At 68.7% G+C, this 11920-nt stretch carries 11 protein-coding genes and 1 pseudogene; 2 read left to right on the top strand and 10 right to left on the bottom strand.

Translation table 11 applies throughout. From position 1 onward, the window contains the following. Positions 1-409 precede the first annotated feature (409 nt). The 5 genes and pseudogenes from ACFOYU_RS15860 to ACFOYU_RS15840 form a co-directional block, all read right to left on the bottom strand. Positions 410-1012 carry an HD domain-containing protein gene (locus tag ACFOYU_RS15860; protein WP_377034336.1) on the bottom strand — a complete coding sequence of 201 codons (603 nt, stop codon included), beginning with the start codon at positions 1010-1012 and terminating at the stop codon, positions 410-412. Then, positions 1012-1620, bottom strand: a complete 609-nt coding sequence (locus ACFOYU_RS15855) for a DNA-3-methyladenine glycosylase I (RefSeq protein ID WP_226739447.1) — start codon at positions 1618-1620, stop codon at positions 1012-1014. Before ACFOYU_RS15855 ends, ACFOYU_RS15860 begins: the two co-directional genes overlap by 1 nt. Positions 1621-2114: 494 nt before the next feature. After that, a complete protein-coding gene (locus ACFOYU_RS15850; RefSeq protein ID WP_377034335.1) occupies positions 2115-2759 on the bottom strand; it encodes an FMN-binding negative transcriptional regulator in 645 nt (214 codons plus the stop codon). A 95-nt stretch (positions 2760-2854) separates the two neighbouring features. After that, a pseudogene (locus ACFOYU_RS15845) lies at positions 2855-4797 on the bottom strand (PAS domain S-box protein). Between the two features lie 116 nt (positions 4798-4913). After that, positions 4914-5792: a YgfZ/GcvT domain-containing protein gene (locus ACFOYU_RS15840; protein WP_377034334.1), complete on the bottom strand. Its 879-nt coding sequence runs from the start codon at positions 5790-5792 to the stop codon at positions 4914-4916. Positions 5793-5866: 74 nt separating this feature from the next. On the opposite strand from ACFOYU_RS15840, the gene ACFOYU_RS15835 reads away from it, so the two are divergent. Then, the gene (locus ACFOYU_RS15835) at positions 5867-7201 is read left to right on the top strand and encodes a dihydroorotase (RefSeq protein WP_226739439.1); all 1335 of its coding nucleotides are present in this window, start codon (positions 5867-5869) and stop codon (positions 7199-7201) included. Between the two features lie 255 nt (positions 7202-7456). On the opposite strand, the gene ACFOYU_RS15830 is transcribed toward ACFOYU_RS15835, so the two are convergent. The 5 genes from ACFOYU_RS15830 to ACFOYU_RS15810 form a co-directional block, all read right to left on the bottom strand. Then, positions 7457-7849, bottom strand: coding sequence for a VOC family protein (locus ACFOYU_RS15830; protein WP_377034333.1), 393 nt, complete (start codon positions 7847-7849; stop codon positions 7457-7459). 38 nt (positions 7850-7887) lie between these two features. After that, a complete protein-coding gene (locus ACFOYU_RS15825) occupies positions 7888-8151 on the bottom strand; it encodes a hypothetical protein (RefSeq protein WP_226739435.1) in 264 nt (87 codons plus the stop codon). A 131-nt stretch (positions 8152-8282) separates the two neighbouring features. Next, the gene (locus ACFOYU_RS15820) at positions 8283-8888 is read right to left on the bottom strand and encodes a TIGR02301 family protein (RefSeq protein ID WP_377034332.1); all 606 of its coding nucleotides are present in this window, start codon (positions 8886-8888) and stop codon (positions 8283-8285) included. Next, the gene (locus tag ACFOYU_RS15815; RefSeq protein WP_377034331.1) at positions 8885-9334 is read right to left on the bottom strand and encodes an NUDIX hydrolase; all 450 of its coding nucleotides are present in this window, start codon (positions 9332-9334) and stop codon (positions 8885-8887) included. Before ACFOYU_RS15815 ends, ACFOYU_RS15820 begins: the two co-directional genes overlap by 4 nt. Then, complete coding sequence (locus tag ACFOYU_RS15810) at positions 9331-10488, bottom strand: citrate/2-methylcitrate synthase (RefSeq protein WP_377034330.1); 1158 nt, start codon at positions 10486-10488, stop codon at positions 9331-9333. The genes ACFOYU_RS15815 and ACFOYU_RS15810 overlap by 4 nt, the downstream gene beginning before the upstream one ends. Positions 10489-10567: 79 nt before the next feature. Between ACFOYU_RS15810 and ACFOYU_RS15805 the strand changes: the two genes are divergently transcribed. Further along, on the top strand, positions 10568-11638 hold the full coding sequence (locus ACFOYU_RS15805; RefSeq protein WP_377034329.1) for a citrate synthase: 1071 nt from the start codon (positions 10568-10570) through the stop codon (positions 11636-11638). Positions 11639-11920: the final 282 nt, after the last annotated feature.

The following is an 11920-nucleotide window of genomic DNA, read 5'->3' as shown; positions in this document are numbered from 1 at the left end:
GAGCGCGATCATGGACTACCTGGAGCACCACAATGCTGACCCGAAACCCTTTGTCTGGACAGCCCCGGCCTCAGCGATCCTGGAAAAGATCGCCCGTGCGAAACAAGCGTTAGAGTCACAACACTAGGGCATCCCGCTCCACACCGACCTCTCCCCGGAGATGGGGGAGCACAGCATTCTACACGTCGATCAGGCCGAGATAGATGGCCTTGGCGACCGCGTGCGTCTTGTACCGGAAAGAAAGACAGGGTGGTGTCCGTGCTTCGTTCCGAACTCATCAACCGCGTGCTGCGGCTGCCCGACGAGACCCGGGCGAAGCTGCTCGCGTTTCTCCATCTTGTGGACGATCTGCGCCTGGCGGATGCCGACCTGCAGGTCGACCCGGGCGGCGAGATCCAGATGATGATGTTCAGCCGGAAGAATCCGCGTGCAAAACCGCGACTCTCTCGTGGTAGCGCCGCTGAGCCACTTCAATAGGCCAGGGCTCCACCAGGGCGGCGACGGAGCGGGGCAGGGGCTCGGGCCGGCCGAAGATCCTGATCGCCTCCTCCCGCGCGAAACCCGCCAGGTGGGTCGCCTCAAGATAGGCGGCCTGCCTGTCCGCGCGCTTGATGAAGCGCTTCAGGAGAATGGCAGGCTCGGGGCTCAGGCCGAAATGGAGGTGGATCGCGGCGAGGAGCCGCTCTTCGATCACCTTGTAGGCATCGCCGATCACCGCCTTGAAGGGCGAGATGATGTCGCCGATCACGTATTCCGGCGCGTCGTGCAGCAGCACCGCGAGCCGCCAGGCGCGCGACATCTCCGGGTTCAGGTGTTCGGCGATCGCCTCCACCAGCAGGCTGTGCTGCGCCACGGAGAAGATGTGGTCGCCCACCGTCTGGCCGTTCCAGCGGGCGACGCGGGCGAGGCCGTGGGCGATGTCGTCGAGCTCCACGTCGAGGGGCGAGGGGTTCAGGAGATCGAGGCGTCTGCCCGAAAGCATCCGCTGCCAGACGCGGGGTTCCTTCGTCATCAGCGCGTCTCGGCCAGCGCCGCGCATTCCGCATGGCGGAAGCAGCCGGTGAGATGGTCGTTTACCATGCCGACCGCCTGCATGAAGGCATAGACGATTGTGGGGCCGACGAAATTGAAGCCCTCGGCCTTGAGCGCCTTCGAGATGCGCCGGGACACCTCGGTTTCGGTGGGGATGTCGGCGCGCGTGCGGGCATGGGTCTGAACCGGCCGCCCGTCCACGAAATCCCACAGGAAGCGCGAGAAGCCGCCCCGCTCCTGGATGGCGAGCCAGGCCCGCGCGCTCGCCACGGTGCTCTCGATCTTGGCGCGGTTGCGCACGATGCCGGGATCGAGCATCAGCGCCTCGACCTGGGCCTGATCGAACCGGGCGATGACCGCCGGATCGAAACCCGCGAAGGCCTGCCGGAAGTTGTCGCGCTTGCGCAGGATCGTGATCCAGGACAGCCCGGCCTGAAAGCCGTCGAGAATGAGCTTCTCGAACAGGGCCCGGTCGTCGAACTCCGGCACGCCCCATTCCGTGTCGTGATAGGCGACATAGAGCGGGTCGGTGCCGGGCCACCAGCAGCGGGCCTTGTGGTCGGGATGGAGGATCAGTCCGTCGGTCATGAGGCTGGTGTAGCGGGCTCTCGCGGAGTCGGGAAGTGGGATGTGGTCGGGTTCCTGTCGCCGCTGTTCGTCCGGCCTCTCCCGCAGCCCTCATCCTGAGGAGATCGCGCGCGACTGTCTCGAAGGGTGGGGCATGTCCGGAGCGGACTGGACCCTCCTTCGAGACGCGGCTTCGCCGCTCCTCAGGATGAGGTTGGGAGTTGGTGAGAGGCTATCGTGGATGAGGCTGTGGTGGCACACCGCCATTCCCTCCCCTTTGTGGGGAGGGCCAGGGTGGGGGTGTGAGCGATAGCCTATGAAGGTGTGGCGCCCACACCCCCACCTCCAACTCCTCCTCACAAGGGGGAGGAGAGTCCGGTTGCGCCACCGGTGCGAGATGTCGACTGGCAGGCCGAGGTCCGCGGGGAGGAGAGCAGCGCGGCGCCATCCGCGTGAGCCTTACCAAGCCCGGCATCCGTCGGGCGGGGAGCTCCGCTGCGGCCCGAATGCGCCGCTCACGTCCCAGGCGCGCCCTTCGCCTCCACCATCTCGGCCATCCGCCGAGGCTCGTCGTCCGACAGGGCGCGAAGGCCCTCGGCCACGCCCCGGCGGTCGGCGTCGGGGCGGTTCTGGCTCACCTTCCATTTGCCTTCGATCCGGGCGATCTCGACCTCGATGCCGACGATGCCCTTGAGCTGCGCTGCGACGAAGGCGGACGGGGCATCGCTCACGGCCCAGGGCTCGGGATGCGCCGCCTCCTGCTGCCCAGTCATCTCGCCGACCTGGCGCATCAGCCATGCGGGATCCTCGATCGCCTTCATCCGGCCCCGGGCCTGCACGACGGCGTAGTTCCAGGTCGGCACCACCTTTCCGGTCTCCCGCTTCGTCTCGTACCAGGAAGGCGTGACGTAGGCCTCGGTCCCCTGGAAGACGACCAGGGCCTCCTGGCCCGGATCGAAGTCCTGCCACTGGGGATTGGCCCGGGAGAGATGGGCCTTCAGCGTCCCCAGAGGAGACGCGGCTTCGTCGAGGACGAAGGGGATGGGGTTCGCGAGAAGGCCCGAGCGTCCCATCGTCACGAACATGCCGAGCGGATGGGCCCGGATGAGCGCGTGCTGAACCTCGAGGCGGTCTTCGCGGAAATGCGGCGGCTGATACATGGCTGGCCCGTCGAATGTCGCGGGCCAGCTAAGCGCAATCCCGGGCGCCTGACCAATCAATCTTCCAGCACGCCGCCATCACGCGCCGCCATGGATCACGAGACCCGCCGCAGGCTCCTGAGCTTGTCGGCCAGCTCCGTCCAGCGATACGGCTTGCTGATGAAGGAGGTCCCGTCCGGCATACCCTGGAAGGGCAAGGTCGACATGGGGTAGCCGGAGGCGAGCAGGATGCGGATGTCGGGCCGCAGGCGCCGGGACTCCTTGGCGAGATCGAGGCCGTTCATCCCGCGCGGCATCACCACGTCCGAGAACAGCACGTCGATGTCCACGTCGCGCCTGAGCACGTCCAGGGCGCTCGGGGCGTCCCCGGCGGTGAGCACGTCGTATCCCAGGCTTTCGAAGATCTCGACGGCGATGTCGAGCACCTCGGGCTCGTCCTCGACGATCAGCACGGTCCCGGCGCTCTGGCGGATCTGCCGCTCCTCCTCGGAATCCTCGCCCTTCTCCTCGTCGCCGTCCTGAGCCGGGAGCAGAAGCATGATCCGCGTGCCCTGGCCCGGGATGCTGTCGATGTCCACATGCCCGCCCGACTGGCTCACGAAGCCATAGACCTGGCTCAGGCCGAGCCCGGTTCCCTTGCCCACCTCCTTGGTGGTGAAGAAGGGCTCGAAGACCCGCGTGAGGATCTCGGGCGGCATCCCCTGTCCCGTATCCGCGACCGTGATGGCCACGTACTCGCCCGGCGTCGCCTCCACCCAGGCATTGCCGCTGCCGCCTGAGCTGACGTTGCGCGTCGAGATCGAGAGCCTGCCGCCGTCCGGCATCGCGTCGCGGGCGTTGACCACGAGGTTGAGGAGCGAAACCTCGAACTGGGGCCCGTCGATGTTCGCGGCCTTGAGATCGGGCGCAAGATCGAGCTGCAGGTCGATCGCCTCGCCGCAGGCCCGGCGGAAGACGGGCTCGAAGCCCCTGATGAGGGTGTTCGGGTTGTTGAGCTCGGGCTGCAGGGCTGCCGGCGCGAGAAGGCCAGCAATTGCTGCGTCAGCTTCGCCCCGCGCTCGGCGGCGCGATGGGCGCTCTCGATCAGCCGCTTGTCGCGCGGGTTGCTGGCGTTGCGGGTGAGCAGGTCGAGATTGTTGACGATGATCGTCAGCAGGTTGTTGAAATCGTGCGCGATGCCGCCGGTGAGCTGTCCGACCGCCTCCATCTTCTGCGACTGGAACAGCGCGGCCTGGGTCTGCTTGAGGGCTTCCTGGGCTTCCCGCCGCTCGGTGATGTCCCGGGTGACCTTCGCGAAGCCGGTCAGTCGGCCTTCGTCGTCGTAGATCGGGTCGATCACGACGTTCGCCCAGAAGCGCGATCCGTCCTTGCGCAGGCGCCAGCCTTCCGCCTCGAACTTGCCCTCCTCGAGGGCGGTCTTCAGGGCCTTGCGGGGAATCCCGGCGGCGAGGTCCTCCTCGGTGTAGAATCGGGAGAAGTGCTGGCCGACGATCTCGTCCACGCGGTAGCCCTTGATGCGCTCGGCGCCCGCGTTCCAGTTCGCCACGTAGCCGCCCGTGTCGAGCATGAAGATGGCGTAGTCCGTCACGCCCTGGACCAGCAGGCGGAAGCGCTGCTCGCTCTGCCTCAGGGCCTCCTGCGCCTCCCGCCGCTCGGTCACGTCGCGGGTGACCTTGGCGAAACCGGTCAGGCGGCCCGAGGGATCGATGATCGGGTCGATGATCACGTGGGCCCAGAACCGGGTTCCGTCCTTGCGGACGCGCCAGCCTTCGTCCTCGAACCTGCCCTCGGTTGCCGCTATGCGGAGCGCACGGAGCGGGCGTCCCGCAGCGCGCTCCTCGGGGGTGTAGAACCGGGAGAAGTGCTCTCCCAGGATCTCGCTCTCCGTGTAGCCCTTGAAGCGTTGCGCCCCCGGATTCCAGCTCGCGATGATCCCGGTGGGGTCGAGCATGTAGATGGCATAATCGGTGATGGAATCGATGAGGAGCTGGAAGGGATCCTTGTTCCTCAACGAGCCGTACTCTAGTCCCGTATCCATCTAGACATTCCCCGTTCAGGCGCTATTCGAGCTTTCGTTCGAGAATGAGCTCAACGGAGAGCAACGCAGGTGCTGCTGATCGGTTCCTCCGGGTCGGCCCCATTCCTCGTGCCGGCTCAGCTTCGGGGCGCCGTCTCTCCGGGAAAGGCAAAACCGGCCCATTCCGGCTTCCGGAGTTCCACCGGAATCCCGCCGGCGCGGATGGTCTCCCCGGCCGCAAGGGCGTCCGCGGCCCTGTCGAGGCGGATCATGAGCAGGCCGCGCCCTTCGGCGCCGGTGCCGGTCTTGCCCAGGCTCTTTTCGCCCGCCGTGACCTCGACCCCGAGATCCGCCGCGAAGCCGCCCTCGTAGATCGCGGGCACGATGCGGGTGCGTGCGGTGCCCCGATGCTGCATGCGGGAGACCACCTCCTGGCCCACATAGCAGCCCTTGTCGAAATCGACCCCGTGGAGCTGGTCCATCAGCGCCTCGTGGGGGAAGGCGTCCCCGAACAGGAAGTCCCTGCCGCCCTCGGGCACCCCCAGGGCGATGCGGTGGGCGTGGTAGCGCTCGGCCGGATCCTGCGCGAACTCCGCCGCATCTTCCGCCGCCACGATGGCGCGCCAGCCCAGCGCCGGCAGGCGCGGGTCCTCGGCCACGAGGCCGGCCTCGTCTTCGGGCCTCGGGGCGTCCCAGCCCGCCACCACGGCAAGGCTCCCGGAGAGATCCTGGATCGTCACCTTCGCCCTGAGCTTGTAGAAGCCGAGGCGCTTGGCGAGGCCGGGCGCATGGACCTTCAGCACGTCGAGGTAATAGCCGCCCTCGATGGCGTCGGGAGCCTGGAACACGATGAAATCGAACAGGATCTTGCCCTGCGGCGTCAGCAGGGCGCCGAGCCGCGCGGCCTCGGGCGAGACCCGGTCGAGGTCGCAGGTGACGAGCCCGTCCAGAAAAGTCTTGGCGTCCGCGCCGGAAACTCTTACCACGCCCCGGTCGGCCAAATGCGCTGACGGCATGTCCTGCTCCAGTTGCTCAGATCGTGAGCGTGACATATGCCCAACCGGCACCAGCCTCAAGGGACGAGTTCATCATGCCTGAGACCTACGACCTGATCCTCAAGGGCGGCACCGTCGTGAACCAGGACGGCCGCGTCGAGCGGGACGTGGGGGTTCGGGGCGGGACCATCGCGCATATCGGCGACCTCTCGAAGGCCTCGGCGGCCCGCGAGATCGACTGCCGCGGCCTGCACATCCTGCCCGGCGTCATCGACACGCAGGTCCATTTCCGCGAGCCCGGCCTCGACCACAAGGAGGACCTGGAATCGGGTTCCCGCGCCGCCGTCATGGGCGGGGTGACGGCCGTGTTCGAGATGCCCAATACAGACCCGCAGACCACGAGCGCCGAGGCCCTGGCCGACAAGGTGCGGCGCGGGCATCACCGCATGCATTGCGACTTCGCCTTCTGGGTCGGCGGCACGCACGAGAACATCGAGGACATTCCCGAACTGGAGCGCCTGCCGGGGGCTGCCGGCATCAAGGTCTTCATGGGCTCCTCCACCGGCTCGCTCCTGGTCGAGGACGACGAGGGCGTCGCCCGCATCCTGCGCAAGACCCGCCGCCGCGCCGCCTTCCATTCCGAGGACGAGGCGATGCTGCGTGAGCGCAAGAATCTCCGCGTCGAGGGCGATCCGCGCTCGCATCCGGTCTGGCGTTCGTCCGAGGTCGCTCTCGCCTGCACCAAGCGTCTCGTGCGCATCGCCCGGGAGACCGGCGCGCGCATCCACGTCCTCCACGTGACCACCGCCGAGGAAATGGTGCTTCTCAAGGAGTACAAGGATCTCGTCTCCGTCGAGGTCACGCCGCACCACCTCACCCTCGTGGCGCCCGACGCCTACGAGCGCCTCGGCACCTATGTGCAGATGAACCCGCCCGTGCGCGACGAATTCCACCGCCACGGCATCTGGCTCGGCCTCGACGAGGGCATCGCCGACGTCCTGGGCTCCGACCACGCGCCCCATACCCGCGAGGAGAAGGACAAGACCTATCCCAACACGCCGTCGGGCATGACCGGCGTGCAGACGCTGGTTCCGATCATGCTCGACCACGTGAATGCGAGCAGGCTCACTCTGGAGCGTTTCGTGGATCTCACGAGCGCGGGACCGAAGCGCCTGTTCGGCATCGCCCGCAAGGGCCGCATCGCCGTGGGCTACGACGCCGATTTCACGGTGGTCGATCTCAAGCGCGTGGAAACGATCACCAACGGCTGGATCGCCTCCAAATGCGGCTGGACCCCATACGACGGCAAACAGGTGACCGGCTGGCCCATCGGCACGGTGGTGCGCGGCAACGTGGTCATGTGGGACGGCGGCCTGGAAACGCCGTCGCAGGGTGAGGCGGTGACGTTCGAGGAGACGTTGCGCCCGTAGGCGTGTCATCCACCTCTCCCGTGGGGCCATCATGTCCGGGTGAGGGGGGCGAGCTGAAACCAGTTTAGCGAGCCTCTTTTCCCTCCCCCTTGGGGGGAGGGCCAGGGTGGGGGTGTGGGCGCTTCGCTGGTTCCAGTCTGGCGCCCACACCCCCACCTCCACCTCCTCCCCACAAGGGGGAGGAGAGCCGGTCGGCGCTCTCCGCGAGCTTCGATCAGACCCGAGATCCGTGAGGAGGAGAGCCGTGCCGAAGCCTTATCTCCCCCAGGCCGCGTTCTGCAGCACGACCCGGTAGCGGTCCGGGTCCTCGAAGGTCAGGCCCTGCCGGTCCCAGTAGGGATTGAGCGACACAACGGGCGTATGGCCGTGGGCGCGCATCCGTTCGACGGCTGCTTCCCAGGCATCGCGGTCGGGCAGGTAGAAGACGAGCAGGTTGTCCTGGGTGGGCGCGCGGCCGGCTTGATGGCCGCGCCGGTGGGTGAATTCCAGGTGCCACGCGGCGCCCGGATGTCCGAGCATGGCCCCGTCGAAGCCGTCGTGATCCTCGAACGAGCCGATGACCTCGAAGCCGAGGCCGTCACGGTAGAAGCGAACGACCTCATCGAGGCGATCGGTCGGCCGCGCGACGCGCAGCGTCACGTCTTTCATGCTGCAGAACTCTCCGGCTTTTGCGGCCGAGGGAACGATCAGTGCTTCAGCGACATCGCCATGGAGAATGCGCCGGTGCGGATCTTGTCCGGCAGGCCCGCGGCGTATTCCGCCACGGCTTCCTCGCCGTAAGTCGCGACAAGCTCCTGGAACGCCGCGAACAGGGCCGCCTGCGCCATGCAGTCGGCATCGAGACCGTCGAGCTCCGCCTCGGCGAACGCGTCGGTCACGTAGCTCAGGGCCGCCTGCTTGATGGCGCTCAGTTCCGGCAGATCGGAGAGAGGGACGTCGTTGTCGTTCATGATCCATGCCCCTTTTCGGGGCAGCGCGCGAGTTCGGTTGATTCGAACTTAGTTGGTGCGCTGCCCTACGGCCAGCATCACCTTGCAAAGAGGTTAACGCGAGAGGGAAACTTGCGAAGGGTGTGGATAAATCAGCCGCCGTAACGTCCGGTGATGTTGCGGGCGAGCTGCTCGCCCTCCCGCAGGTAGCGGGCCGAGGCCTCCTGCGCGGAGGGCGTGCAGACCCGGTAGGTGAGGGCGAAGGCCTGATAGCCCTTGTTGTAGGCTCCGGCCAGGCGCTCGCGCCGGCCGGGGGTCGTGCCTTCCGCTTCGAGAAGCGCCTGCATGCGCCTGCCCCATTCGGCGCCGTCGGGAGCGGTGCAGAGGGGGCGCAGGAGCGCGAGCGAGCCCATGATCTCGGCCAGGCGCAGGAGCTCCTTCTCGTAGGGCGCGGGCGGCGGCTCGGCCACCGGGGCGGGCTCCGCCTGCTGCTGGGGCTCCTCCGGCTTCGGCTGAGGGGCCGGTCGCGACGGCGTCTGGGACCGCTGCGGCTGCGGTTGCTGCCGGGGCTGGGGCGGGGGCCTGTACTGAGGCTGGGGCCGATATTGCGGCTGGGGCCGGTACTGGGGGGCCTGCTGCGGCGCCATGGGGTCGCGGGGCGGGCCGAAGAGCCGCTCGAAGAAGCCCTGGGCCGCCAGCGGCTGGGCCGAAGACGCCAGGACGGCGAACGCCAGGAACGGGGCCGCGGCGCGCCTCATCGGGCCGCATCCTCCCGCTCGAGCCGGAAGGCCTGCTCCAGGATCCCGGCGAGCCCCGGTGTGGTTTGCAGGGCGGCGATGTCCCGTTCCGTGACCCAACGGATTTCCTTTGCTTCCGGACCTGTCTGAGGCTCGCCCGAAACCCAGCGGGCAGCATGGGCGGCGATGACGAGATGATGCTTTACACGGCCATCCGCCTCCCGTTCAATCACTTCCACGGGAGCCACGAGGCCGATCAGCTTGGCCTTAACCCCGACTTCCTCCTGAAGTTCCCGCAAAGCGGCCTCGCCCATGGTCTCGCCGGTCTCCACCTGGCCGCCCGGCAGGGAAAACGCGCCCTCCCACGGAGGCTTTCCCCGCGCCGCGAGGAGAACCCGCCCGTCCCGGATGACGGCGACCGAGGCCGCGAGGATGGGTCGGGTCGGATAGAGGCGGTCGCTCGTCATGGGGTTGGGATCGCGGGTTCGGGAGCTTCTTCCGCTACATGATAACGGGCGCGCGGTCGAATCAACGAGCCCTGGCTGCGCTGTTCCATCGCATGGGCCAGCCACCCGGCGGTGCGGCCGATGGCGAAGAGCGCGAAGGCGGCCCCGCGGGGCAGGCCGAAGCCCCGCTCCGTCATCACCAGCGCCGCGTCGATGGTCGGCGTTCCGCCGGCCGCATCGGCTATCTCGTCGAGGATCGCCGCGTCCGAGGGCCTGAGCGGCACGCCCTGGAGCAGGGCGGTCCCGCGCGGGTCACCCTCCGGATAGAGCGGGTGATGAAAGCCGGGCAGGGGCCCGCGCTCCGGAGGGTCCCCGCCGGAGTTCTCGCGCTCCTCCAGGAAGGCGCGCACCTGCTCCGTCGCTCCGCCGTGGCGGGGGCCGCCGAGCGCTGCGAGCCCGGCCACCACCGCGTGGCGCAGGGACGCTCCGGTCGAGGCCGCAACCCGCACGGCGAAGGCCGAGGCGCTGAGTTCGTGATCGGCGCAGAGCACCAGGGCCCGGCGGATCGCCTCGCCGGCCTCGGGCGGGGCGTTCCAGGCGGAGGTCAGATGGGCGTGGATCGGAACCGAGCCGGGATCGGCCCCGCTTCCGGCCGCCGCCATCAGGCGCAGGATCGCGAGGCTCTCGGCGGCGAGGTCCGCCGCCTCGTCCGCCGGTTCGGAGAGGAGGCGGATCGCCCGGGCGACGAAGGCCTGCGGCCCGAGGGCGGAGGCTGCGCCTGCAGGGGGAGGGGCGGCCTTGGCGGCGCGGTCGGGCAGGTCGCCGATCAGCAGGCTGGCTGCGTCCTCCAGGGTTGCTGACCCGGCAACGGCGAGCGCGCCCCTGCCCCGGTAGAGCAACTGTCCGTCCTTGATCTGGGTGAGGCCGGTCTCCAGCACGGGCAGGCCCCAGTCGAGGGCTGTCGCCGCCGCCGCGGCCGGGCGGCGGAAGCGCGCCTTGCGCTCCACCAGCGCCTCCACGTCGTCGAGGGCGTAGAGCCGCTGGCGCGGATCGTGCGGCGATGTGAAGGAGCGGATCAGGCCCCGGCTCACATAGGCGTAGAGGCTCGCCCGGCTGATGCCGAGCCGGCCGGAGGCGGCTTCGGCCGTGGTGAGTTCGAGGGAATGGGCTCTCATAGGTTGATATGTTGATTCAAGATTGACGGTCAGGCAATCCCGGCGGGAAGCTGATCCCCGACAAAAAAGGAGAAGCCTCATGAAGCTCGGTCTCGACGACGTCATTGCCGCACAAACCATCCTCAGCCACGTGGACGGCGAGGCCGGACGCCTGATCGTCCGCGGCCACGACCTCGAGGAGCTGGCGGGCCGCATGTCCTTCGAGCGCGCCGTGGCAATTCTCTGGGAGGGGCTCGTGACCGAAGGGGCCGAGGATCTCGCCGGCAGGATCGGCGCGGCGCGGGCGCGGGCCTTCGGCCATCTGGCGCCGCTCGCTCCCCGCCTCGCGGGCCTGACCCCGGTGGAGGGCATGCGCGTCCTGCTCGCGACCCTGCCGGATGCGGACGAGGACCCGGCCTTCCTCGCGATCGGTGGGGCAGGGGTCGCGGCCGCCATGGCGGTGCGCGGCGCAGGGGGCAACGGTCCCATCGAGCCCGACCCGTCCGCGGCCCATGCCGCCGACCTCCTGCGCATGTTGCGCGGCACGCCCGCCGACGCGGGGGAGGCGGCCGGGCTCGACACCTACCTGGTCACCATCATGGACCACGGGCTCAACGCTTCGACCTTCACGGCCCGCGTGGTGGCCTCCACGGAGGCCGGCATCCTCTCGTCCGTCGTGGCGGGACTGTGCGCCCTCAAGGGGCCGCTCCATGGCGGCGCGCCGGGACCGGTGCTCGATATGCTCGACGCCATCGGAACCGTCGAGAATGCGGAAGGCTGGCTCGACGACGCCATCGGCCGCGGCGAGCGCCTCATGGGCTTCGGCCACCGCATCTACCGGGTCCGCGACCCGCGCGCCGACGTGCTGAAAGCCGCCGCCGGACGGCTGAAGGGCCGCGACAACCGCATCGCCTTCGCGGAGGCCGTGGAGGCGGCGGCGCTCGCGGTGCTGGAGCGCCGCAAGCCCGGGCGCCGGCTCGACACCAACGTGGAGTTCTACACCGCCCTGCTGCTGGAGGCGCTGGGCATCCCTCGCGCGGGCTTCACCCCGCTCTTCGGCGCGGGCCGCACGGCAGGCTGGGTCGCTCACGCGGTCGAGCAGGTGAAGACGGGAAGGATCATCCGGCCCCAGTCGGACTATGTGGGGGCGTGGCCGGCGCAGGCGGCGTAGACACTCCGCCGCTGTCGTCGGGCCGGGTTCGTCGCGGCTCCTCGGGAGGGAATAGCGAAAGACCGTCGTGGATCTGGCGGTGTTCAGCGCGACCTCCTTCCCTCCCCTTGTGGGGAGGGTTAGGGTGGGGGTGTGAGCGATAGCCTATGAGAGCTTGGCGCCCACACCCCCACCTCCACCTCCTCCCCACAAGGGGGATACTGCTGGCGAATGGTTGGAGCGATTGAGGCGGGGTCGGCGTTCAGGCTGTAGGGGCTTGGGTTTAGACCTGGAGGGTTCCAT

Origin of the sequence: Microvirga sp. GCM10011540, from assembly GCF_042650665.1 — a bacterium.
Lineage (GTDB): Bacteria > Pseudomonadota > Alphaproteobacteria > Rhizobiales > Beijerinckiaceae > Microvirga > Microvirga lenta.
This window is presented reverse-complemented; position numbering and strand designations above follow the sequence as displayed.